Source organism: Ktedonobacter racemifer DSM 44963, from assembly GCF_000178855.1.
Classification (GTDB): domain Bacteria; phylum Chloroflexota; class Ktedonobacteria; order Ktedonobacterales; family Ktedonobacteraceae; genus Ktedonobacter; species Ktedonobacter racemifer.
The window spans coordinates 2,521,166-2,543,066 of record NZ_ADVG01000003.1 but is presented as its reverse complement, the minus strand read 5'-3'; the positions used below and the strand labels follow the sequence as shown (position 1 = coordinate 2,543,066).

Sequence of the window (21,901 nt, the reverse complement as noted above, 5' to 3'; positions counted from 1 at the left end):
CATTGTGGAGTACACATGAAGCCACCTCTTCCCAACTTTATCCAGCCAGGTGTGACCGGTTTTGGACCAGGGTCCTTGCCTCCTCCCATTCAAGTTGACTTCAAAGCCTTTCGCGCGCTGTGTTACACGGCTGCCCAGGCAACCGAGGCAACGGTCCTCAGTGTTGATCCCTCTCCGTTCAAGACCATCAGAAACTTCGTGTTTGCGCTTCTCCAGTTCTCAAAAGTTCCTGGCGCCCCGTCGGTCTTTCTGTTAGTGAATCAGCATACCCCTCTGCTCGCCTGTGCTTTCGCTCCTGCCCTCACTCCCCCTCATCCAGATGCTTCTCCCTTTTCCTTCATGGATGTCCCTGAACTATCCACGGCCTTTGAGCCTTTCTACCCCATCCTGAAGAAGGAGGAGCTGGAGCTTCCCTGGATCTGGTCAGAGTCCGAGCTCGCTTCCCGTTTGTCTCCTGAGGAGATCAAGCAAATCGCCTATTGGAAACCGCAGACGGTTGGGGAAGTCCTCTTCAACTTTTGGGATTAGCTCACCTCTTTTTGCCAAGCTATTCGCCTGACTTCTCCCCATTGAAGAAACTTTTTCCAAACTGAAGACGCATCTGCGCCGGACCGGAGCTCGCACGCGTGAAGCGCTGCAAGAAGCCATTTGTCTGGCTCTGCTCACAGTGACTGCACAGGATGCACAAGGTTGGTTTCGTCATTGCGGTTATCTTCCCGCAGCAGGCAAGTAAGCAGTCTTAAAAACTTTCGTTTCCTGCAATACCTCTCGCAAGGGAAGCCAAACCTCTTTGTTCTTCCCAGTCACACGACCTGAAACACCTGAAGAGCAAAATTAAGGAAATCGACGTGTATTCCCCTATGCCCATAGTCTTGAGGGTTGTAAGTTGCGAGGAAACGACTATCGGGAGACCAAGCCAATCGCCCGGAAGCCCTGGGTGCCTGATAAGAGAAAAGCGCTTTTCCATTTTGAGCATCCCAGAATTGGATGGTCGAGCCTTCTCCCAAGGTTTCGTCTGCAGAAGAGCCACCAGCAATATTCCCCGCAGCCAGATAGCGCCCATTCGGCGACCAGGAGCAGCCAGTCAACCGCCCCTCGACGTGCTGGCAGGTAAAAAGACGTTGACCTGTGCGGGCATCACAGACCTGCACCACAGAGGTGCTTTGCTCGTCGATCAACATGGCCAGGCGCGTGCCATCGCTGGACCAGACCAGAGACTCACTGGTTTGAGTAATACCACGACTCAGCCCATCTACATCATATTGGGAGAAATTCAGCGCAGCGGTTTGGAAAAGGCGCTTGCCAGTATGCGCATCCAGCATCTCCATCGGCTCGTTAAATGTCCACAAGGCAAACGTGGTTCCATCAGGAGACCATTGTATGGAGACCCCCCGTCCATTAGAAATGGGAGATGTCCACAGGCGGGAACCCTCTGTCACATCCCAGACCTGAACAAACCCGCCAGTGCATATCACGGCAAGGAGTGTGTTATCTGGTGACCAGGCTAGAGTCGTGACGGCAAAATCTCCTGTCTGCCCTGGCACAGTGGAAGAACCTTGAACTTTCCAGTCCTTGATCAGGCGGTTCTTCTGAATATCCCAGATCTGCACGATGGTATTCGTACTGCTATCGTAGTTCAAACTGTCGCTGATGTCCTGGCAGAGAGCAAAAGAGGCCCCACTGGGAGCAAGCGCACTAGGATAAAAGGTGTTGCCAAGGTGTCCAAGTGGCGGAGACTTCCAGATTTGCTGCCGACTCGGGAGATCCCAGACTACTGCTCGAAACTGATCAAACGAACCACCACTGTTACTCTTTCCAACCTCAGCAACATACCTTCGATCCGACGACCAGAGGATCTTCATCTCTGGATAAGGCGGGAGAGAACTCTGCTGGACCCATACTTTCTTCCCGCTCTTCACATCGAGAAGGAAGAGTGTCGTGTAATCGTAACCGAGGAGATGGGTATTATCTGGCAGCCAAGTAGAGTCACGTAGCTCTGTCTCAAGGGGAAGATTGAGGACACGATGCGTATCAACGGGCGGTTTATGAGGCTCGGTGGAGAGAGGGTTCAGTCCTCTCAACGTTGATATGCAGCTTCCTATGCCTGCCAGACCTCCAGCGCCAAGCACCAGACAGACGATCAGTCGCCTTCGCCGAAAGGAAGCAGGCTGAGGTGGCTGCACTGGTAAGGTATTCTCCTCGATCTGCGCCTCCAAAGCGCCCCCACAGATGCAACAGATCTCATCACTCTTGGGTTGCAATACCCCACAATGCAGGCAGTTGTCCGTTGTCTGGTCCATTTGCACTCCTCCGAAAAACATTGTCTGAGAAACTGCTTTTTGTATACCACAACACATAGAGAGTTAAATGGGGCAAATGACCCATTCCCTGGTCGCTTCTTCCACTATAGGAAGTGAATCGGGCATGTTTCATCATCACGAGAATATCTCACAAACAGCCATTAAATGAGAGAGCCATACATCCATCAGCAACAGATTCTTGCTTCCGATTTCATGCGTTTAATAACCTGCTGTACTGGGTCAAAGCTCGTCTAAAAAACAGCGTCTCAAAATGTGCCTCTCTCGATGGAAAACATGAGACAGAATGTTGTTTCTCACATAAAATTTCACCTTTCTCAGGAATAATTTCACCTTTCTCAGGAATAATTTCCCTACCAAAAGCGGAGAAAACAAGCAAAACAGGCTCATTTTCTTGCATAACTTTTCCCCTACTTTTCCTTTCACAACCATCAAAATTTTGACGTTGTTTTTGCTCCGTTTTGGTGCGGCAGAAAAAGTTATCTGAGAAAAACGAAAAGTTATGCGAGAAATCCTTGTCTCTTTTCTCTCTCTCGAGTATACTTACCAACAAGAGTATTGCGACAAAGAGCAAAGGGAGAAACACATGGAAGAACGAGACGAACGGGATGCGCCAGAGGTCAGTGCATGTTCCTTTCTCGGTAGGCAGGCCGTGGGCGGGAAACCCGCCCACACGGAATCAAAGGAGGACAGGGAAACCAGGTCGGAATCGACACCACGCCTCCAACTCCTCATGCCAGACCTTCAGTTGGTCCGCCTCGACCACGCGCCAGCCCTGCTTGCGTTCGAGCGGGAGAATCGGGCCTACTTCGCGGCGTCGATACCGGATCGGGGGGACGAGTTCTTCGCCGAGTTCGACACGCGGTATGCGCAACTGCTCGCGCAGCAGGCCGCCGGGACGGATTACCTCCACTTGCTGGTGACCGAGCGCGGCGAGGTGGTGGGGCGGGTGAACCTGGTTGAAGTGGCAGATGGGTCGGCGGAGCTCGGGTACCGGATCGCGCAGAAGGCCGCAGGGCAGGGACTGGCCACAGCGGCGGTGCGCAAAGTGCGCGAGCTCGCCGCCACAGAGTACGGACTCACCAGGCTGCGCGCGAGAGCCACGCTGGACAATCCGGCCTCGCGCAAGGTGCTTGAACACAACGGATTCGTCGCCATTGGTGAGCTCACGCTCAATGGCAAGCCAGCCAGGTCCTACATCTGTGAGCTCCGGTGACGCAACGCACTCGTGTACATCCCGACAGGATTCTGGCCGCTGTTCCCATACTTGTCTCAGGTCGGGTAAGCTCCCCTGAACAACTTGTCCGACCTCTGAGAATTATGGGATTTCCGCCTGAATCCTGTTGGGATGTACACATAGGTGATTGACCAAATACTAGCTCTTCAGCAAAAATGAGCAAAAAAGATGTTCACAGATGAGGAATTTTCTGCTTGGTGCAGCCATAATGAGATTGGACCAGAAACGAAAGCCTACATTGAGCGTATTCGGTCATCGCAGCCTGTGCGAAAGGTACGCAGTCGCGCTTCCAACGTCAGTGGGCGGTATCCGTCACGCAAAATGGGTCGCACCATCCAATTTGAGAGCCAGCATGTGGAATTGTATGGAATCTACGAGATGGAATACGATGATGATGTGCTCGAATACTACGATCAACCCATCCGTATCCAGCTTCAGTACCGCGCCCGCTCTGGTCGCAAGACGACCCAATGGCACACGCCAGATTTCTTCGTCATTCGGCAATCATCAGCGGGCTTTGAAGAATGGAAGCCCGTGACGGCTCTGGAGACGCTGAAAGTGACCATGCCAGAGCGGTATCAACACGAACCATCCGGCGGCTGGCGCTGTCCTCCTGGGATCAACGCAGCACAAGCGCATGGGGTGTTCTACCGGATACGGACCAATGCCCAGGTCCATCCGCTCGTCGCCCAAAATCTCAAGTTCCTCCAAGATTTCTGGATTCATGTGTATGAGGTTACACCTGAGCAGGAAGCTCAAGTCCTCCGACTTCTCACAACCGCTCCAGGGATCACGGTCCGTCAACTCACCTCTGCTTGCCCTGATCTGCCTGTCGATGTCCTTTGGGCCATGCTCACCGATCATCGCCTCTTTACCGATTTGTTTGCTTCCTCGCTCATGCAATGGGACCAGGTACGGCTCTTCCGTTCCCAGGAGGAAGCAGAGAAGGCGCGGGAGAGGACTGAGAGCTTGGCTGCGCCAATCCCGTTGTTTACGCGCCTCTCCTTCGATGGGCGTCTGTGGGAGGCCGAAAAACAGGGAGATCAAGTGGTCTTGCGTCCAGAAGTTGGTGCAGCTTTCACCCTCTCAACAACTCACCTGCAGCAGCTCCTGGACACGGGTGCCGCCACGCTCGTCGGAGAGGATACCCCATCCCAACTTTCCGAGGAGGCCAGAACATTAATGCTCGGCGCAGGTCCTACAGCTTTAGCTGCTGCCAGTCAACGCCTCAGCACTATCCTGGCATATCTGCACGGCGAGAGCGTTTCGGTAACCAAGCGCACCGTGCAAAACTGGCTGCGCAGCTATCGGGAAGCCGAGCGTGCTTACGGCTGTGGGTCTCTGGGGTTGCTGGACAAGTCGGCGCGTCGTGGCAATCGAGTGCCTCGCGTAGACTCAGCATCGAAACAGCTTCTCGAAACCTTTCTTCGTACTCATTACGCAACACCCCAGGCGAAACGTCGCTCCGCCGTCTATGCCCTCTACCGTGACGAATGCACCAAACAGCATATTTCCCCTGTCAGTCAAGCCACCTTTTATCGGGAATGTGCCCTCTTTACGACACCTCAGGTGACGGCGGCGCGTCATGGGAAACGCGCCGCTTACCCCGACCAACCCCGCATGTACTACCTGGATCGAACGACCCCGCGTCATGGCGACCGGCCATTTGCTCTTGCCCATCTCGATCACACGGAATTAGACATTCTGCTCGTTTCCTCCATTACCGGCAAACCTCTGGCAAAGCCGTACGCGACCTTTCTGACCGACGCCTACAGCCGCCGCCTGCTGGCTGTCCATGTCAGCTATGAACCTCCCAGTTATCGGTCAGTGATGATGGCCTTTCGGCTCTGTGTCCAGCGCTACGGTCGTCTTCCCCAGGAGATCGTGGTCGATCATGGCCCAGAGTTTGGCAGTATCTATTTTGAAGCGTTACTCTCCCAGTGCTTTGTCACGAAGATCAGCCGGCCACCTCAGCAGCCGCATTTTGGGCCCGTGATTGAGCGGATCTTTGGGACTACCACGAGTGAATTCCTCAATCAGTTACGAGGGAACACGCAAGCCAGTAAAGTGCCTCGCCAGATGACACGAGAAGTGGACCCCAAACGGCTCGCCATCTGGACGCTGGAACGCTTTGCTGCCCGCCTCACCGAATATATCTACGAGGTCTATGATGTGATGGAGCATCCCGCGTTATTCATGAGTCCGCGCGAAGCCTACGCACAAGGGATGGAGTTGGCGGGATCGCGGAGTCACCGGGTGATTGCCTACTCCGAAGCATTCTTGATGCAGACCCGGCCTACGACCCGAACGGGCAAGGCGAAAATCTACCGGGGACGCGGTATCACCGTCAATGGGTTGCAATACTGGCACGAGCGGATGCAGGCTTCAGACATTGCTGGTCAAACCGTCCCGGTGCGTTTTGAGCCCTACGACATGGGAGTGACCTACGCTTACATTGACGGCCAATGGATTGAATGCATTGCCGATGACTACGCTCAGGTACATGGGCGCTCCGAAAAGGAGTGGAACCTGATTTTGGATGAATGGCGTGAACATCAGCGCCAACATGCACGCAAGCGCGTGACGCTCAATGGTCCGTTGCTCGCCCAATTTTTGCAACAGGTCGAACAGGAAGAAACGTTCTCACTTCAGCACCAGCGTGAGTATGAGGAGCAGACACTGCGTTCGGCCAGCCTCGGGCCGCATCCTCAACTTCCCCGTTCGGATGAGATACCCCCAGAAATTACGATTGATTTGACAAACCTTCGTCGCCTTGAGGAGTATCGCTAATGCGTTCACTTCACCCATATCTCCAAGCCCGCTTAGCAGCATTGCAGCAGTACAAGATCAAACATGCGTCTTTGGAAAAGATGGATACCCTGCTGATGAACGCAATTGATGAGCACACCAGTTACGGCATCTTGGCCCTCTATGGACCCAGCGGGGTCGGAAAATCGACCGTAATGAAGCGGATAGCAGAACGTTGTCGGGAAGAGGAGCGAGACTCCTCTGTGGTGCCTGAAGATCGAAGAGGCGAAGAAAGAAAGCGAACGAGAGCTTCAGCGTCTCCTGGGCAAGCCTTCGACTGTGCCGATGAGCGCGTTGCCCCATCTCCCATCGTCCACCAGTGCGACGGCGAGTCCTTTACTCGTGCAGTCGTCTCACACATCCTCCCGCATTGAACGGGCATCGTACCGCGATCCGGTGGGTGAGCAGGTCATCACCACAACGAGCACCAAATGCACCTATCTAGGCATCATCGAGGTGACACGCCTCCAATTTCAAGAAGCTGGTACCACCTGCGTTGAATGTCCGACCTGCGGCGCACGCCGTACCCTCAAATCCCCCAAAGATCGGCCTCACTTCCCATCGCATCCGAGACGCTTAACCCCTCCGCCAAAAGGAGAACGGCGTTGGATAGAGCAGGAACAGATCTGGAAACTGGTCGAAGACTGAGTACCAGTGGTGGTTGCATGGGTGTAAATCCCATGATTCGAGCTTCGAGAAATGAGTAGAATTCTGCGGGCCTCTCCCTGCCGAGAGTCCGTATTTTCAGACCGCTTGCCCGCCCAGACAACTGTACCAATTCTCCCACAGAATCCTGGGATTTACACATGGTCCTATTTCTACGAGCGAAGTATTGGCTGTATTGGCATCTTGAAAGACTGGCTTGTGCGCGCGCTGGCTGCAAGTCTCGCTACTGGACAGAGTGAACTGCTCATGGAACGCATCCAGGAATGTGCGCTTCCGATTGCCCAATGCGAGAGTATGGCACTGGAGGCGGCGGCAGGGGAGCAAGAACTGCATTACACGGCAAGCCGCCAACAGCATTTGTGGGCGCTGCTAGGAATGAAGTTGGACCAGGATATGATCCAGCAGCAGGTTCAACCCATCTCAGTAGAAGACGTGCAATCCCTGCCAGACTTTGCTCCAACAAGGCAGAAGTCTCGTGTTGGCGAACAACAGCCCGTCCGCCTTGAGGTGGGAGAACCCCAAGACAAAGGGAGTACGGAGAACGGCTCTGACACAGCTTTGGGGATAAAGTCATCAATATATCTGGGAAGCGATGAGTAAAATTGTCTGCCAGGTGGTTCGTTTTCTCTCAAAAAGGGAGAGAAGGAGAACCATACTGGCATGGAAACACCTCAGTTCTTCCCATTGGGCGAGGGATTGGAGCTAACCCAGATGGAACGGCACGAGGATCAACTCGTGCTCCACGTCACCGCAACCTCGCCGAGCGCTTTGTGTCCGCTGTGTCAGCAGCCAGCGACCCGCCTGCACAGCCGGTATCGTCGGATGGTCAAAGACCTGCCCTGTGTGGGGCAGCAGGTGCAACTGATCCTGTACGTGCGCAAGTTCTTTTGTGAGACTGCTCACTGCGTGCGGAAGGTCTTTTCGGAACGGCTTCTTCACCTGGTGGCGCCATGGGCGCAGATGACCACGCGCTTGAACGAGGCCCTCCAAACGATTGGGTTGGCGACCTGCGGCAGACTCGGCGCACGACTCGCCGCGCGCCTGGGGATCATGGCGTCCTGGATGACGATTGTCCGGCGGATCATGGCACTGCCCACTCCGCAGGCTGAGCATGTGGAGTGTCTGGGCCTGGACGACTTTGCGTTTCGGCGTGGCAGAACGTTCGGCACGGTCGTGGTTGATTTGGATGCCCACCAGATCATCGACCTGCTGCCCGATCGGCAGGCTAAAACCGCTGCCGCGTGGATGGCTACCCATCCAGAGATTACGCATGTGAGCCGCGACCGAGGAATGGAATACGTCAGCGCGGCTACGACCGGTGCTCCTCAGGCGATTCAGGTGGCAGACCGTTTCCATGTCTGTCAGAACTTGTCAGAGGCGGTCCAGCGGCTTCTTGCGCGCGTTCTCGCCGAAATGAAAGCCACAAGCCAACAAGCCGAGGGAGAGAGGTCAACCCAGAAAAAAGAACCTGTTGTTGTGCAAGAGTGGCATCCAGACCCAGGAAAACAGGTGGCGCAGACCATTGCCACCCGATGCGCCGAGCGCGATGCGCGCTATCAGCAGGCCGTGCTCCTGCGTGAGCAAGGGTGTTCGAGTGAGGAGATTGCCTGCCAATTTGGGGTGAACGCCCGGACAGTCCGGCGTTGGTTTGAGCGAGGCGTGGCCCCTGATACCAGACCCCGGCGCAAGCAGCAGAGTGACTTTGATCCCTACGCTCCCTACGTGCTCAAACGGTGGCAGAATGGGGAGCGCAATGGCACCCGGCTCTGGGAGGAGATCGCAGCGCAAGGCTATCCAGGGTCACAACGCATGGTCTATCGGTTCTTGAAAACGCTCAAGAAGACGGAGGTAAAACTAACAGAGGAAGCGCCTCAGGTCATCCACTACACCTCGACCGCTGCGGTGTACCTCTTCATGCGGCATCCAGACAATCTGGACGAGGGCAAACACATGGACCTGGCGGCACTTTGCCAGGCCCATCCAGATCTGGAGACGGCGTACCGCTTGGCACAGGACTTTCTCCAGATGCTGCGCAAACGCGAAGGGGGACGACTGGACACCTGGCTGACTCAGGTTCAAGAGAGTCAGCTTCCCGAGCTGCAAAGCTTTGCACATGGAGTGGAACAGGATAAAGCCGCTGTGCAAGCGGGGTTAACGCTGCAAATCAACAACGGTCAAACGGAAGGCCACGTGACCAGGATTAAGCTCGTTAAGCGCATGATGTACGGCAAGGCGGGGTTTGCCCTCTTGCGCCAACGCGTGCTGCACCGCATCTAAGACAGTTGCACATTCATCATTTGGTGGTCAAACCAAAGTGAACTCTCATAAGATGCCCAAGGCTAATCGCTATTTTCCCAGACTAAGATCCCTTGGCAGTTGCCAAAACCCTCGTACAAGGCGAGATCGACCGGTTCAAGATGCACCGGAACCCACGCTTCTTCTGCTTCTGCCAACCGCTTCCTGTCCACAGCGATCCCCTTCGTCAAGCTATATGACTTCAGCAATGTATCAATAGCCGTGGCTCGTTCTTCATCCATCCTGCCGAGCCAATCCATGGCCTGGAGGGCTTCAGCAATCGGACAGCGATAAACCTCTCTAGAGGCTTCTCTCATCAACTCGGGATCAGATGGCAACAGGAGTACCCCTTCTTGCCATCGTTGCATGCATGCGGTGCCACCCGTTTGATGGTGGTAGAGAACGCCTGAGTTGACACACACAATCACTCCAGCTTGATTGAGTGAAAGAGAAATGATGGGTTTCTTGCGATCAGTTCTATCCATGTCCAAGTACCTCTTCTCGTTTGCAATGAGCCTCTTTTTGGTTTATTCCTCTGAATCTGTGAAAGCCCCCCAGATCGTTGTTAGTCGGAACTTCTGGGAACCAACATTCGGATACGCTTCATTATAACCTGACGTGATTGTTGTGAAAGAGGAGAAATACCGCTACCCATTTAGGGCAAAAGACAAATCGTTCTTTCTCGCAGAACAGAATCAATTTCCGTGCTCTTTTGCTTGGATTCATGAGTCACACTCTCTTCCCCCACTCACTGCTCGCACAAGGTGCTCGTTGGTGTACAGATGAGCTTATCCCCAAAGCTGTGTCAGAGCCATATTGTGTCCGAGGCGGCTAAAACGTTTGGCAAATCACACGCTTCTTAGGCCGGTTGAAGAAATCCTCTAGAAAAGTTATCTGGGTTCTTGGACATATTCGGTGTGCCTGTTGGCCTGGTTTTGTGATATAATAACACTAGTTCTCATCATTTGAGTCATCTGGAGGCGTTCCCATCGATCGCTCCCCCGTTTTTGCATTTCCTTCAACGGTACGTCTTGAGACCATCGAGGTCCAGAATCAGACCATCATCATCCAACTTCATGCCACCTCATCACGTGCTCTTTGCCCACGATGTGGGACGCCGGGCTCTCGGGTCCATAGCCGCTATGTGCGCACCATTGCCGATGTCGCCTTTGGCGGGCGATGCCTTGTACTCAAGTTCCCACGCGATGCGCAACGAGCTTGTTGAAGAGCTAATCATTGAACCGTAGGCGAAAGTCATGCAAGACCGGGCAGGGAAGTCCGTCAGAGATAGCCAAACTGGTGGGATGGAGAGCAAACAAGGCAGAAGAGAGGAAGAAGTGAGACCCAGCCGGGAAACGAGGCCAGAAGGATTCGCTCGGAGAAGCCAGCTTGTTCGAGAAGAGGGAGTCGATCGGCGGGGAAACGCGAAGTTAAGCCGCCGCGAAACCGAGCGAGGTGGCAAAGCCTGCTGGGATGCCAAACAACGTGATCGCTACTTGCCCAGAAGTTTCCGTGCGCGCATTGCGAGCGAGCTGCTCGGCCCACGAGAGGCGCGAGTGCGCACGCTGCGCCCGGGAGAGGATCGCGTCCGTGGTGGGTGGCGAAGCGGAGGGAGGCAGCAGGCGCACGTCGAGGTGTTGGTGCCGCACGAGCTGGATACAGGCATGCCGATGTTCTCTGCGGGTCCAATCTCGCCAGAGCAGTGGTGCAGGACCGACGCGAAGCGAATGCAACAGCACGCTGACCTGGCGCGGCTTCGAGGTGTTGCTGCCCAGCCACTGGCACTGCTCCCGTTTCGGACAGGGACGACAACTGCGGATGCTGGCTCCATACACGATGCGCAGGCTCCCGTCAGCTTCTCGGCGGTGTTCATGCGGAGTCAGTTTCTGATCTGCCGGGCACCGAAGCGTCCCATCGGGCTGGAGAGCAAAATCCTGGCCCGCGAAGCGACCGGCCTTCCATGCGGAACCCACTTCTGGAGGAGCATAGCCAGAGGCAGGAGCGGAGTGTGGTGAAGGAGGAGGGAGAGCCGGAGCAAACTCGGTCGTGCGTAACGGTTGTGGCTTGATCTGATGACCCAGTTCGAGTCTCAGGTTCCAGGTCCATTGCGAGATCACGTGCCAGCACTCCTGGCCCCAGGCCGAGTGGCTGCACCACCTGTCGGGGTCCTGCTCGATGTCTTCATCTGAGAGAATCGGTTCAAAAGCCCCGCGATGGAGGTACAACTCAACCACATCGCGCGCGGTGAAGGCGTGCTGTGGCAGGTTCGTAAAGAACAGTTCGTAGACGACCCCTGCGCGTGTCACCCCAATCGGGCTCTTCTTCTTCCCAGCGGGATGCGTGGCCACAACCACCCGGCAGGGTGTTCCTTCAGGTCCCACCGGAATCTCTGGGCAATCATAGAGGCTGCGCTCCATCTGACTTTCGGGACGCTGCTGTATCTGATCAGGAGGCAGGTGCAACCGGGCCGAGATGCTCGGATGATCAAGCAGGTGATAGTCTTTCCCACGGGTCACAAACGCGAACCCAGCCACATCGGAGAGCACCGCTCCATTGCCATATTGGCCGTCGAGCCGGAGCAGTGTGCGTTCTGGTGAGAGCTGATGGGTCGCCAGATACCGGCCAATGGCGGAGATCCCCTTGCGCAGTTCCTCCCGATAGCGCCCGTTCCCTCGGTTCCCGAAACTGCCGAGCCACTGATAACTGTGCGCCTGCGACACCGTTGTCCGCGTCCTGACGACTTCCCCCCGCTTGCGGCCCCGGTAGCCTGGCGCACAGACGTCATCCAATCGGCGAAAGGCCGGAGGGAAGTCTTCCCCCTGGGGTAAGGCGCGTTGGCGGGCGGCTTCCCGCGTGCCGTCGATGTCGAACACCATCCAGGTGTTTCCCACTCGATCCACCAGCCCTCCGGTTTGCTTGTCGGGAGTGAGTGGGCGCGCGAGCAGATCATCGCGAAAGAGCGTCCGCAGGGCTTCGACCGGTTCCTGCGTCAATGCTGTTAAAAAACGCGAGAGCGCTGAATGGGAGGGCAACCGATCACGCTCAAACAACGCCATGAATGGGACGGCAAACGGCTGAAGTCTCTGGTAGAACTCCTCCAGGGTGCGCTCGCCACTGATCGCGTAGCCGAAGAGCACCGCGAGAAAATCGATGACCTCATAGCGCCCAAAACGCTTCCGCGCAAAGCGCACCTGCCCATTGATCTTGTTGAGAACCTTGTGCTTCTGAAGATACCTGCTGATTACCACGACTTCACCAAACCAGGATGGCGTTGAAGGAACGGACTGTGAGGAGGTTTGGATGCTGACGGGTGAAGAAGGAATACCGCTCATTGGTCCTCCTTAAATCCAGGAAAAAGCATGCTCCTTCCCATGGGCGGAAAGTCCCCATGAAAGAAAAAGAGACAGGAGAAATGCAAAACAGGAAGCCGTCCTGATCCAAAGAACGGCTTCCTGTTCTCAGGGACAATTCACCAGAGTTGGTCTTCCTCGCTCTCTCGATGCGGAGAAAGAGGGGCGGGTGGTGCAAATCCCTCACTCCGTAAAAACGCTTTCACATCAGTCACTCCCGTAATATGGAGCCAGACTGGTCCTTGATCTGGCTCCAGTTCCAGTTTGAAGTGAAAGAAAGGACAACAGAGGCGTTCGTAGCGAAGAAACGCCATCACCGATTGCAAAAGGTCGGCCTCATCGGCAAGCCGCAAGGCATAGCCGGTTTCGAGTTCTCGTACTTCTTGAACGGAAGTAAAGAGGCGTTTGGTGTTGGCTTGATGCAGCGGTCGAACCTCTTTCGGAATGGCTGCGCTATTGCATGCCAGGACGGGGTCAGATGGCTGATATGACATGGTTGAAATCTCCCTTTGTCTTGCCTATTTCTTGTCCCAAGCATACAATTTCAAGTGAACTTGAAGTCAAGAGGGAAAGGAAAAGCAGAGAGATGGACGAACTGACCATTGGAGAAGTGGCGCGCCGGGCAGGGATGCGAACCTCCGCCGTACGTTACTACGAAAGTATGGGCTTACTCCCACCCCCTCGGCGAGCCTCTGGAGGGCATCGTCGCTATGATGCCAGTGTTCTTGAGTTGTTGGCCATCCTGCGGATGGCCGGGCAGGCGGGGTTTACTCTGGCTGAAATGCACTTGCTCGTCGCAGGATTTGACGCTTCAACGCCAGCATCAGAGCGGTGGCAGCAGCTTGCTCAAACCAAACTCAAAGAGGTTGAGGCCATTATCACTCATGCCCAGCAGACCAAACGGATGTTGGAGCGTTTGTTACAATGTGGCTGTCTTCATCTGGGAGAGTGCCTTCAAGAATACCAGAGCGAGGGACTTTCACCCGTTCTTGCATCGTCAAACGAAAGCAAACAAAGCGCTCTGTTCTCTCGAAACACATCAGAATGTGATGGGAACCAATCCCACTACTGAAGCTGATTCACGCAAGATGTCTTTCTTGTCGCAACCTCGTTGCGCATTCCGTGGGTCCCTCGGCCAAGCACATGGTGGGCTACGCTGGCTTAGGAGCCAGTGTCCACCAGTCTGGGGCAACTAATCGGGGGGACGCATCACCAAGGAGGGGCGTAGTGATCTGCGCGGGGTGATGGTTGAGGCGGCCTGGGTTGCTGTCGAGCATCATCCGCACTGGAAAGCCCAGTTTGAGCGTTTCAGTCGGCGCATTGGCAAACAGAAGCGATTGTCGCCATTGCTCGGAAATTGCTCGTGGCCATCTGGCATGTACTCAGCCAGCAGGAGGCTGATAGCCATGCGCAAGTCGAGGCAGTCACACGCAAATTGCTGAATTGGATTAGTTACGCTGGAGCCACACCAGGCAAAAAGCGCGATCGGCTCCTGCTCTTGTATCAGTATCTCGACCAGCTTGGGTTGAGTGAAGAAGTAGAGGAGGTCAAGTACAACGGGGCCACCTATCGGCTGTCTGCGCGACAGAAGTTGCTCCGAGCAACACAACAGCGAGGATGAGCAGCGAGGTTCATTCAACTGCTTCTTCTCCGTCAAGGTGAGACGGCATGGGTAAACCCACAGTTCTTCCTGCCTTGACAGATGGGTAGTTCGTGCTGTTTTTGGCCCTGGGAGTGGTCGACCAACACCACCAGTTCCTTTCTGTCAGCCAGTCGCGTGGGCGATCCCGCCCTTGACTGGGGTGGGTGGGCGCTGGGTGCCGAGAGCGAGCGGGGTCCTGCAGTGCGCCGCATCAGCGGCAGAAAGTGAGTGTACCAAAAAGGTATTAGAACTGATGGACGGTTCTATGCACTCCTCGCTTACCCCAACCCTCGAAAGAGGAGGGCGACCATAGCATGCGAGGACAGCCATGTAAGAGGAAGTCACCAATCCTCTGGGTGGTTAGTGCAAGACGTGTATGGCGAATGCTAAACTGCGTCAATCCTAGTCCTACTGGTCTTCACCCGCGACTCCAACGGAAGGTGACTACAAACGTTGGGTCCAACATCTAAGGACGTAGAATGCAGATGCGGCCTTATCCATCGATGTTGGCAGACCCTTTCTACGAGGGCAATACGGGACGAACGGGACGCCTGGAGCACGTCTAAACTCGCTCTGCTGAAAATGCGGGATCATCTAAACAGGGTTACACCTGCATGATGACGGAAGCTCAATATTACCCAATGTGCGGCTGTAATGGCTTGTGCTGACTGCATAGAGCAGTACCGGCAAGAGGGATAAGCTGTGGTAACACAGACGAAACCAACTCTGTCTGGGGGGAAGTGAGCTAGCGGAGCCTGAAGAACACCGAAGAGGAAAGTGGGATGTGCTGATGCTGTCCCGATAACTCAGAAGCAAGTACTCAGGCGAAGTGGAGAGCCGTATGCCGTGAGAAGCGGCACGTACCGGTTCGGAGAGAGGGGTACGGGCGACCCAGTAATGGGCGACCGGCCCCTACTCTACTTGATAAACAAACCGCAGGCCTGCTCGCTCTCGCTCTGCCAGTTTTCCCACCCCAGTCAAGGGTCGCTGCGCTCGGGATCGCTTGTTCCACGCTCCTGGCTGGAACGGGCATTTCAGCAACCTCTCCCAAGTCTCAAGCTCGCAAGGATGCGCGGATTCGCCTACGGCTCGCCTCCTTCCAAGGGGTTGACAAGTAGACACATTGGTGCGCAACCCGTGGGAATATTGTAAAGTACTGGTCACTATGATATACTCAGCCCACTGAATGATGTTCTTCGATAGCTGAAAGGAGGAGAAATGCATGGACAAAACACTCATCTCAATGAGGCTATGCACCTCACCAGCTATGTGCGCACTAGCCTGAATTCGCGACTCCAAAAATGGACCGCGTTTTGGGAATATTCAGGCATTCTCGTCTTTCTTGCATAGCGGTCGCAAGTGAAAACCAATCGTTTTGACAGAGATCATCTCCCTCGCTTGCCCATCCTGAGTGCATCACCTCTGCTTTTCCTATCTCCGACAAGAACTTCCCAGGGCAGTTTATGCCCTGGAGCGCGCCTCGCGTTTTGACACACAAGAAATGAGAAAATATTCATGGCTGAACATGCTTTCCCGGTTGCCTCTTTCTACAAAGGCTGGGATGGTTACCAGCAACACCTGGTTCATGCTCTGGCGCCCCTTTCATCTGAGCAGCTTGCCCTGCGTGCAGAGCCACGTCTGCGCTCTATTGGCGCCATTGCGAGCCATATCATTGGGGCACGCGCCGGATGGCTGTACTATGCACTAAAGGAGAACGACGAGAATCTCGTTCCACTCCATACACGGAATGCTGCAGATCAGCCTGATCAATCTGGCGCCGAACTGGTCAGCGGACTGGAAAAGACCTGGCAGGTGATCCAGGATGCCCTTCAGCGTTGGACGATTGCCGATTTAGATGAGATTTTCCATGAGACTGATGAGAATGGAGAAGAAGAAACCTTTACGCATCAATGGGTCATCTGGCATCTGATCGAACATGATGTGCATCACGGGGGGGAGATCTCGTTCATTCTCGGTATGCATGGTCTGGCTGCCATCGACCTGTAAGCAAATCCACCGTTATTCACCCGAGGCGGAGACCAGCTCGTCTCCGTCTCGATAGATCTCTTTTGCTTTCTTCTTTGCTTGAGTTTACCTCGTTGCGCAACCCGTGGGAAGTTACAGGTGCGCAAGTGGATCTGTCGTGAGGTATCCTGTCCCCAACACATCTTTGCCGAGCGCTTCCCAGAGTTGGTCCAGCGCTACGCACGGATGACGGATCGGCTCGTCAAGGCTCGTCAAGCATTAGGAGTGGCCACCAATGGAGCCGATGCAGCGCGGATCGCTTCGTCCCTTGGCATGCCCACCACTGCCAAAACCATCATCCGTCGCGTCTTGCAGCTTCCCTTGCCCAATGAAGGCGAGGTAGCGAAGGTGGGAATAGACGAGTGGGCATGGAAAAAAGGCCAGCGCTATGGGACCATTCTCGTGGACCTAGAAAAGCGGCGGATCGTGCAGTTGTTAGCAGAGCGTTCCGCCGAAACGAGTAAAGCATGGTTGTGCACGCATCCCGAAATTGATTTGGTCTCACGTGATCGTGGCAAAATCTTCCGAGAAGCTGCCACTGAGGGCGCGCCTCAGGCCAAACAGGTGGTCGATCGCTTTCACTTGCAAAAGAATTTTGCCGAAGCCTTGGAGAAGTTCTTTCGCACCCAGGATCGTGCGCTCAAAAAGGCGATACAATGCAGCACAGGCAAAACACGTCCAGCTGCGAGGACAGTAGTCCCTGAAAAAGTCGCACAAGAGCGGCAGGCGCGTCATCGCCAACAAGTACAACTTCATAAGCGGATCTGGAAACTGTATCGGCAAGGGTGCCACAAAGAGCAGATTGCCCAGCTCGTCGGCGTCAGTTCGAGCAAAGTCTACCGTACCCTCGAACAAGAAACACCTCCGCCTCCGCGACGACGATCTCGCTCTTCTTCCATCGTTGATCCCTACCTTTCCTATCTAACTTCTCGATGGAACCAGGGGTGCCACAATGTCGCCCGGTTGTACGAGGAAATTGTCGCACAGGGATATACGGGAACGCAGCGCACGCTTCAGATGCGACTTCGTCTCTTTCGTCAGAACGTCGCACGCCCTGTCTCCAAACAGATGGTCATCTGGGACAAGCCTCCTTCGCCCAGAGGTGTTGCGCTCATGATGGTAAGGCCAGCACAAAGCCGTACGAGAGAGCAAGCAGTCTATCTGGATCAGCTCATCCAAAGCAACGAGACCATCGCTCTCGTGTTCAAGCTTGCGCAGGACTTTGGCTGCCTCCTACGAAAACACGAGGGACGGATACATCTGGAGCAATGGAAAGCTGCTGTCCAAGCGAGTGGGATTGCGGAACTGACCACATTTGTCAATGGACTCGACGATGATGCGGAGGCTGTTGCCAATGGATGCAGTCTGACCTGGAGCAACGGGATGGTCGAGGGATTCGTCAATAAAGGTAACTATTCAGAAGACCCGTGTAGAAGACACAAATCGTGCATGCGCTTTCGCTTTTGAGCTTGATATGGCTGCGAACATAACAGCATTTGCACGAAATAATGCTTTTACTCCACCCTTCTGAATAGTTACCAATAAAGTAAAATGGATCAAACGCAGTTCGTATGGGCAAGCAGGATTTCCACTGCTGCAACGGCGTGTGCTGCTTCATCCAACACAGAAGCATGCATTCTCTTCAAAAACAACGGCAGAGGTGGCCTGAGAAGAGACAAAAAGAAAGGGAAGCTACGCTTTTCTTTTAAAGCTCTTTGGATCTCGTAAATAGGCGTCAAGTTCGGGATCTTCCTTCTCTTCCACAAACTCATCAATCACTTCAAAATGTTTCCCCAATTCCTGACGAACAGTGGTTAGGAGATCCTTTGCCGCCTGGTTAAAACGCTCACACTCTTCTTGCCGCCAAGGACCAGGATCAGGAGGATACTCCCAGTTCAATGCTTGGTCGTGCCACTCCATTAGTTCGTTCGCTCGCTTGATCGTGCTCTCCGATAGCGGTAACTGCTCTGGGGCAATGGAATAGTCAAACCGTGCTCGTGCTGCATCATTAGCACTCCAAAAGCAGCATCCTGCCCCCCAATCAAAAAAGTAGCGAATAATGTAGTTTGGTTTGGGATCCCTCATGTTGCTTCCTTACGCCAGACCCTCTTTTTCGAGAAAAGTATGGCCTTTTCCTGATAAAACGCCTTGCCTTTGTGGATATTGTATCTCATCTGCATCGGCGATTTTAACATCTGCTATCGATGGTAATGAAGAGGTAAAAAAACCTTGCGGTTTACTTACATCTAGCTGGCACACCGAATATGTCCCAGAGCCGTTTTCTGAGAGAAAAGCGAAAAGTATCCTGGGAAACATCACAGAAAGTAGAGGTTGCTTGATCTCCAGAAGCAAGGGACTCATTTCATCTTAACGGCGACCATTTCATGGCTCAATATTTTCGCTCGCCGCTGTAGAGTTGCGCTATGGACTGAGTGATGGGCCGAGCATTGAGCTGAGCGGAGGAAGGTATTGGTTCAGCATTGGACTAAATAGGGGATTAATCTGGAGCTGAGCTGTGGCTTTTGGTGTGTGGCTGATTGTCTGGGCCACTATTGGATGTCTCACCATTCTGCGCCATTACACGCTCCGCTTGCAGCTTGCTTGGAGCCGCAACTCTCCGCTCCATGCTCAACCATTCCTGGATGATGCTGTGGCTCGAGTACTGCTTAAACGCCAGGGAGGGCAATACGCGTTTGTCCATCGCCCGTTGCTAGATTACTTCGAGGACACTCCTCCGGAAGTCTTCAGCAACGTTCCAACTCTCCAACGTACTGTGAACGTAACGGCGAAAGCGCCGCCTGAAGAAGCATAACCTCTTAAAATATCGTGCAGAGGAAATTGCGCAAGCCCTCTTCATTCCCGCTGCATTTCCAATTTTCAAGCATTGAGGATCGCTTGGAGAGCGCTTTCACCTGTTATTTGATGGTGCACTGCTCATGTTTCAAGGCAAAAGCTTAGTTTGAGGGCTATACCAGCTCATGTTTCAGGCCTTTTACCAGGAGCGAACGCTCACCATTAAGCAGACGAAATAGATCAGATCTTTAGGCAGGTCAGAATTCCTGAAAGAAAGGCAAGGGATAGTTATTATCCCTTACCCTGTAGAGTAAGCAGAAGTGAGTGACATTCTCCCACGGGTTACGCAACGAGATAAGCTCAAGCAGAGCGAAAAGGAACAGTCCGCCAGTGATGCTGTATGGTTAAAAAGCCGAGGAAAACGCCAGCGATTGATGCCCATTGATACAGAAAGGCGAGCAGGTCAGACCATGCCGAGGGAAGAAACAACGTCTGTGACTGGCGGTTAAGCGGTGGCGAGCAGATCAAAGCCAAAAGAGCGAGCAAAGGTGGCCGGCAGACCGTGCAGCATGACGACAAGCCTGGGAGCATCGGATGGACGGGCATTGCGAGCGAACCGCTCCTCCCAGGACAGACGCCAATGCGCACGCTTCGCTCGGGTCAAGGTGGGCAAGATCTGCGCGGGGGCAGGTGAAGGATTGGCAGGGATGGAGCTTTCCAACCGGACGGTCTGGCTTCGGACCACTTTGAGCCAGGCACGCCGGATGCCACAGCGTGGCCAATCTCTCCAGAGAACCGGAGCAAGAGGAAGCTCTTGAGGCGCTTTTCCCTGAGGAGGTGAGACATCCGAGCGAGAAGCGTCCAGTGGCCACAGCACCGCACTCACCCGGCGCAGTTTGCGCGTGGTGCTGCTCTCTTGACACTGTGCCCACAAGGGACAGGAGCGGCAATGGCTGATGCGTGCGGCATACAAGATCCGCAAGGAGCCATCGCGCTCAGGACGCCGTTCCTGGGGATACAGGGGATGGTTGGCAGGGCAGCGCAGCGTTCCATCGGGTTGCGGGGGAAACGCAGACCCAGGGAAGCCTTTGGTAAACGAAGGACGAGCAAATTTCGGAGGGCCGTACTGAACTTGCAGCATTGGTTTCTTCTCCGAAGGTACAGGCTCGACGGCGAGAGATGGCTCGATGGGAAATGGTTGTTCAACCACCAGAGCTTTGGCGAATTCGGTGGTACGCGCGTCTTCCGGAGAAAGCTTCTGCCCCATCTCTAGGCGCAGGTTCCATACCCACTACGCCAGGATCTGGGCAAACTCCTGGCCGCACTGGGTATGAGAGTACCACCGATCTGCGTTCTGTTCGACATCCTCATCCGCGAGCACCGTCTCAAACGATCCGCGATGCAGGTAGAGGTCAAGCACATCCGAGGCAGGAAACGCCGGAGAGGGAAGTGTGCTGACAAACAGTTCGTAGACGATACCGTCTCGCTCCACCCCGACGCCGGAGAGGGAAGTGTGCTGACAAACAGTTCGTAGACGATACCGTCTCGCTCCACCCCGACGCCGGAGAGGGAAGTGTGCTGACAAACAGTTCGTAGACGATACCGTCTCGCTCCACCCCGACGCCGGAGAGGGAAGTGTGCTGACAAACAGTTCGTAGACGATACCGTCTCGCTCCACCCCGACGTCGGCGGGTGAGGAGGTGACGGCATGGGTAGCGATCACCAGGCGCACCTCGGGGCCAGTTGGCGTCAAGGGGACGGACACACAATCGTAGAGGGTCCGCGTCATCCCACTTTCTGGATGGGTACACACGTGATCCGAAGCGCTGGCAAGCGTCTGCTTGACCATTTCCAGATCGAGCAGGTGGTAAGCACGACTTCTGACGATCACGCCAAGTCCAGCCGTGAGGACATCGATGAGCGGAGCGGCGTCGCCATAGAGGCCATCCAGACGAAGCAGCACCGAAGCAGTGGAAAGCCCAAATTTTGTCGCGTAGTTCTTGATCACCCCTATCGCTTGTCGCAACTCACCACGATAATCCCCGTTGCCAGGCCCACCAAACGTGCCGAGAAATTGCTGCGTATGCGCCTGAAGCACAACAGTTCTGGTACGGACGACTTCTCCCCGCTTGCGTCCTTGATACCCTGGGGCACACACCTGATCGAAACGCCAATGAGGAGCAGGCAACGCGTCCGTTTGCGGCAGTGCTCGTTGACGAGCCGCTTGTCGGGTTCCATCCACATCGAGGACCAGCCACCGCGCACCTGTCCGGTCGAACAGGCCACCAGGGGAAGGAAAGGGAGTGCGCGCAAGCACATCCTCTTGAAAACGTGTGCGCAGGGCTTCCACCGTTAGTTGATCGAGAGCGGCGAGAAACCGGGACAACGTTGATCGATGGGGCAACTGGTCTCGCCCAAAGAGGGCCATGAAGGCGTCTGCCCACGGAGTCAACCGTTCGTAAAAGGCCAGCAGCGTTGGCTCACCGGAAAGGACGTAGCCAATCAGCACGGTGACAAAATCGATGAGATTGTACTGGCCGAAGCGGGCACGCGTGAAGCGCACTTGCTCCTGGATTTGTTTGAGGATTCCCGTATGGGTGAGGATCTGAGCAAAGGCTGCTACCTCGCCCATCCAGCATGGAATAGCAGGCTTTGATTCCGGTGTAATCTGGATGGTGACGGAAGCCTGCGCCATGGGAGGAAGGATATCCTCTGTGTTTCTCAAGAGATCTCCTCCTCTCCTTGCGCGTTCGCAAGACAGCTTTCT

At 54.8% G+C, this 21,901-nt stretch carries 24 protein-coding genes; 14 read left to right on the top strand and 10 right to left on the bottom strand.

From position 1 onward, the window contains the following. Positions 1-15 precede the first annotated feature (15 nt). Positions 16-528, top strand: a complete 513-nt coding sequence (locus tag KRAC_RS63465) for a hypothetical protein (protein ID WP_007917316.1) — start codon at positions 16-18, stop codon at positions 526-528. A gap of 19 nt (positions 529-547) precedes the next feature. On the opposite strand, the gene KRAC_RS79085 is transcribed toward KRAC_RS63465, so the two are convergent. The 3 genes from KRAC_RS79085 to KRAC_RS72330 all read right to left on the bottom strand — a co-directional run bounded on the left by KRAC_RS79085 (position 548) and on the right by KRAC_RS72330 (position 2,718). Further along, on the bottom strand, positions 548-703 hold the full coding sequence (locus KRAC_RS79085) for a hypothetical protein (protein WP_157507616.1): 156 nt from the start codon (positions 701-703) through the stop codon (positions 548-550). A 100-nt stretch (positions 704-803) separates the two neighbouring features. After that, positions 804-2,300 carry a WD40 repeat domain-containing protein gene (locus tag KRAC_RS40235; protein WP_007917314.1) on the bottom strand — a complete coding sequence of 499 codons (1,497 nt, stop codon included), beginning with the start codon at positions 2,298-2,300 and terminating at the stop codon, positions 804-806. A 211-nt stretch (positions 2,301-2,511) separates the two neighbouring features. Then, a complete protein-coding gene (locus KRAC_RS72330; protein WP_157507613.1) occupies positions 2,512-2,718 on the bottom strand; it encodes a hypothetical protein in 207 nt (68 codons plus the stop codon). Between the two features lie 333 nt (positions 2,719-3,051). On the opposite strand from KRAC_RS72330, the gene KRAC_RS40230 reads away from it, so the two are divergent. The 6 genes from KRAC_RS40230 to KRAC_RS40205 all read left to right on the top strand — a co-directional run bounded on the left by KRAC_RS40230 (position 3,052) and on the right by KRAC_RS40205 (position 9,306). Continuing rightward, complete coding sequence (locus KRAC_RS40230; protein WP_007917312.1) at positions 3,052-3,534, top strand: GNAT family N-acetyltransferase; 483 nt, start codon at positions 3,052-3,054, stop codon at positions 3,532-3,534. A gap of 189 nt (positions 3,535-3,723) precedes the next feature. Then, positions 3,724-6,345, top strand: coding sequence for a TnsA endonuclease N-terminal domain-containing protein (locus KRAC_RS40225; protein ID WP_007917310.1), 2,622 nt, complete (start codon positions 3,724-3,726; stop codon positions 6,343-6,345). After that, a complete protein-coding gene (locus KRAC_RS40220; RefSeq protein WP_040445780.1) occupies positions 6,345-6,737 on the top strand; it encodes a P-loop NTPase family protein in 393 nt (130 codons plus the stop codon). Before KRAC_RS40225 ends, KRAC_RS40220 begins: the two co-directional genes overlap by 1 nt. Next, positions 6,706-7,011 (top strand): hypothetical protein, encoded by a 306-nt coding sequence (locus tag KRAC_RS40215; RefSeq protein WP_157507612.1) that lies wholly within the window; start codon positions 6,706-6,708, stop codon positions 7,009-7,011. The genes KRAC_RS40220 and KRAC_RS40215 overlap by 32 nt, the downstream gene beginning before the upstream one ends. A 51-nt stretch (positions 7,012-7,062) precedes the next feature. Then, positions 7,063-7,629 carry a hypothetical protein gene (locus KRAC_RS40210; RefSeq protein ID WP_157507610.1) on the top strand — a complete coding sequence of 189 codons (567 nt, stop codon included), beginning with the start codon at positions 7,063-7,065 and terminating at the stop codon, positions 7,627-7,629. A gap of 60 nt (positions 7,630-7,689) precedes the next feature. Then, positions 7,690-9,306 carry an ISL3 family transposase gene (locus tag KRAC_RS40205; protein ID WP_007917309.1) on the top strand — a complete coding sequence of 539 codons (1,617 nt, stop codon included), beginning with the start codon at positions 7,690-7,692 and terminating at the stop codon, positions 9,304-9,306. A 62-nt stretch (positions 9,307-9,368) separates the two neighbouring features. On the opposite strand, the gene KRAC_RS40200 is transcribed toward KRAC_RS40205, so the two are convergent. Further along, a complete protein-coding gene (locus tag KRAC_RS40200; RefSeq protein ID WP_007917308.1) occupies positions 9,369-9,809 on the bottom strand; it encodes a DUF6210 family protein in 441 nt (146 codons plus the stop codon). Positions 9,810-10,312: 503 nt separating this feature from the next. Between KRAC_RS40200 and KRAC_RS79080 the strand changes: the two genes are divergently transcribed. Next, positions 10,313-10,549 carry a transposase family protein gene (locus KRAC_RS79080; RefSeq protein ID WP_338010145.1) on the top strand — a complete coding sequence of 79 codons (237 nt, stop codon included), beginning with the start codon at positions 10,313-10,315 and terminating at the stop codon, positions 10,547-10,549. A gap of 205 nt (positions 10,550-10,754) precedes the next feature. On the opposite strand, the gene KRAC_RS40195 is transcribed toward KRAC_RS79080, so the two are convergent. Both KRAC_RS40195 and KRAC_RS72325 read right to left on the bottom strand, forming a co-directional pair. Then, the gene (locus KRAC_RS40195; RefSeq protein WP_007917307.1) at positions 10,755-12,656 is read right to left on the bottom strand and encodes a hypothetical protein; all 1,902 of its coding nucleotides are present in this window, start codon (positions 12,654-12,656) and stop codon (positions 10,755-10,757) included. Between the two features lie 137 nt (positions 12,657-12,793). Further along, positions 12,794-13,168, bottom strand: coding sequence for a hypothetical protein (locus KRAC_RS72325; RefSeq protein WP_007917306.1), 375 nt, complete (start codon positions 13,166-13,168; stop codon positions 12,794-12,796). Between the two features lie 92 nt (positions 13,169-13,260). Here KRAC_RS72325 and KRAC_RS40185 point away from each other — a divergent pair, with 92 nt between their 5' ends. From KRAC_RS40185 to KRAC_RS40170, 5 genes are all read left to right on the top strand, one after another. After that, positions 13,261-13,746, top strand: coding sequence for a MerR family DNA-binding transcriptional regulator (locus KRAC_RS40185; protein WP_007917305.1), 486 nt, complete (start codon positions 13,261-13,263; stop codon positions 13,744-13,746). A gap of 172 nt (positions 13,747-13,918) precedes the next feature. Then, positions 13,919-14,116 (top strand): hypothetical protein, encoded by a 198-nt coding sequence (locus KRAC_RS80045; protein ID WP_420795849.1) that lies wholly within the window; start codon positions 13,919-13,921, stop codon positions 14,114-14,116. Next, on the top strand, positions 14,038-14,295 hold the full coding sequence (locus tag KRAC_RS76940) for a hypothetical protein (protein WP_244422449.1): 258 nt from the start codon (positions 14,038-14,040) through the stop codon (positions 14,293-14,295). Before KRAC_RS80045 ends, KRAC_RS76940 begins: the two co-directional genes overlap by 79 nt. Positions 14,296-15,831: 1,536 nt before the next feature. After that, positions 15,832-16,323 carry a DinB family protein gene (locus tag KRAC_RS40175; RefSeq protein ID WP_007917301.1) on the top strand — a complete coding sequence of 164 codons (492 nt, stop codon included), beginning with the start codon at positions 15,832-15,834 and terminating at the stop codon, positions 16,321-16,323. A gap of 117 nt (positions 16,324-16,440) precedes the next feature. Then, on the top strand, positions 16,441-17,808 hold the full coding sequence (locus KRAC_RS40170; RefSeq protein ID WP_040445772.1) for an ISL3 family transposase: 1,368 nt from the start codon (positions 16,441-16,443) through the stop codon (positions 17,806-17,808). A 225-nt stretch (positions 17,809-18,033) separates the two neighbouring features. On the opposite strand, the gene KRAC_RS40165 is transcribed toward KRAC_RS40170, so the two are convergent. Both KRAC_RS40165 and KRAC_RS72320 read right to left on the bottom strand, forming a co-directional pair. Then, the gene (locus KRAC_RS40165; RefSeq protein WP_007917297.1) at positions 18,034-18,426 is read right to left on the bottom strand and encodes a hypothetical protein; all 393 of its coding nucleotides are present in this window, start codon (positions 18,424-18,426) and stop codon (positions 18,034-18,036) included. Positions 18,427-18,435: 9 nt separating this feature from the next. Next, positions 18,436-18,693 carry a hypothetical protein gene (locus KRAC_RS72320; protein WP_157507609.1) on the bottom strand — a complete coding sequence of 86 codons (258 nt, stop codon included), beginning with the start codon at positions 18,691-18,693 and terminating at the stop codon, positions 18,436-18,438. Between the two features lie 163 nt (positions 18,694-18,856). Between KRAC_RS72320 and KRAC_RS72315 the strand changes: the two genes are divergently transcribed. Next, positions 18,857-19,153, top strand: coding sequence for a hypothetical protein (locus tag KRAC_RS72315; protein WP_007917295.1), 297 nt, complete (start codon positions 18,857-18,859; stop codon positions 19,151-19,153). Positions 19,154-19,639: 486 nt separating this feature from the next. Here the strand turns inward: KRAC_RS72315 and KRAC_RS40155 are convergent, their stop codons facing one another. Together KRAC_RS40155 and KRAC_RS76935 are read right to left on the bottom strand one after the other, a co-directional pair. After that, positions 19,640-20,401, bottom strand: a complete 762-nt coding sequence (locus KRAC_RS40155; protein WP_007917293.1) for a hypothetical protein — start codon at positions 20,399-20,401, stop codon at positions 19,640-19,642. A 24-nt stretch (positions 20,402-20,425) separates the two neighbouring features. Beyond that, on the bottom strand, positions 20,426-21,859 hold the full coding sequence (locus KRAC_RS76935; RefSeq protein ID WP_007917291.1) for a hypothetical protein: 1,434 nt from the start codon (positions 21,857-21,859) through the stop codon (positions 20,426-20,428). Positions 21,860-21,901: the final 42 nt, after the last annotated feature.

Coding starts and splice junctions, on each gene's coding strand:
- KRAC_RS79085 (WP_157507616.1), bottom strand. CDS start 703: ATGACGAAACCAACCTTGTGCATCCTGTGCAGTCACTGTGAGCAGAGC.
- KRAC_RS40155 (WP_007917293.1), bottom strand. CDS start 20,401: ATGGGGCAGAAGCTTTCTCCGGAAGACGCGCGTACCACCGAATTCGCC.
- KRAC_RS72330 (WP_157507613.1), bottom strand. CDS start 2,718: ATGCAAGAAAATGAGCCTGTTTTGCTTGTTTTCTCCGCTTTTGGTAGG.
- KRAC_RS40175 (WP_007917301.1), top strand. CDS start 15,832: ATGGCTGAACATGCTTTCCCGGTTGCCTCTTTCTACAAAGGCTGGGAT.
- KRAC_RS40185 (WP_007917305.1), top strand. CDS start 13,261: ATGGACGAACTGACCATTGGAGAAGTGGCGCGCCGGGCAGGGATGCGA.
- KRAC_RS40235 (WP_007917314.1), bottom strand. CDS start 2,300: ATGGACCAGACAACGGACAACTGCCTGCATTGTGGGGTATTGCAACCC.
- KRAC_RS40195 (WP_007917307.1), bottom strand. CDS start 12,656: ATGAGCGGTATTCCTTCTTCACCCGTCAGCATCCAAACCTCCTCACAG.
- KRAC_RS40200 (WP_007917308.1), bottom strand. CDS start 9,809: ATGGATAGAACTGATCGCAAGAAACCCATCATTTCTCTTTCACTCAAT.
- KRAC_RS72325 (WP_007917306.1), bottom strand. CDS start 13,168: ATGTCATATCAGCCATCTGACCCCGTCCTGGCATGCAATAGCGCAGCC.
- KRAC_RS63465 (WP_007917316.1), top strand. CDS start 16: ATGAAGCCACCTCTTCCCAACTTTATCCAGCCAGGTGTGACCGGTTTT.
- KRAC_RS80045 (WP_420795849.1), top strand. CDS start 13,919: ATGGTTGAGGCGGCCTGGGTTGCTGTCGAGCATCATCCGCACTGGAAA.
- KRAC_RS40225 (WP_007917310.1), top strand. CDS start 3,724: ATGTTCACAGATGAGGAATTTTCTGCTTGGTGCAGCCATAATGAGATT.
- KRAC_RS40220 (WP_040445780.1), top strand. CDS start 6,345: ATGCGTTCACTTCACCCATATCTCCAAGCCCGCTTAGCAGCATTGCAG.
- KRAC_RS40165 (WP_007917297.1), bottom strand. CDS start 18,426: ATGAGGGATCCCAAACCAAACTACATTATTCGCTACTTTTTTGATTGG.
- KRAC_RS40230 (WP_007917312.1), top strand. CDS start 3,052: ATGCCAGACCTTCAGTTGGTCCGCCTCGACCACGCGCCAGCCCTGCTT.
- KRAC_RS40205 (WP_007917309.1), top strand. CDS start 7,690: ATGGAAACACCTCAGTTCTTCCCATTGGGCGAGGGATTGGAGCTAACC.
- KRAC_RS40210 (WP_157507610.1), top strand. CDS start 7,063: ATGAGTAGAATTCTGCGGGCCTCTCCCTGCCGAGAGTCCGTATTTTCA.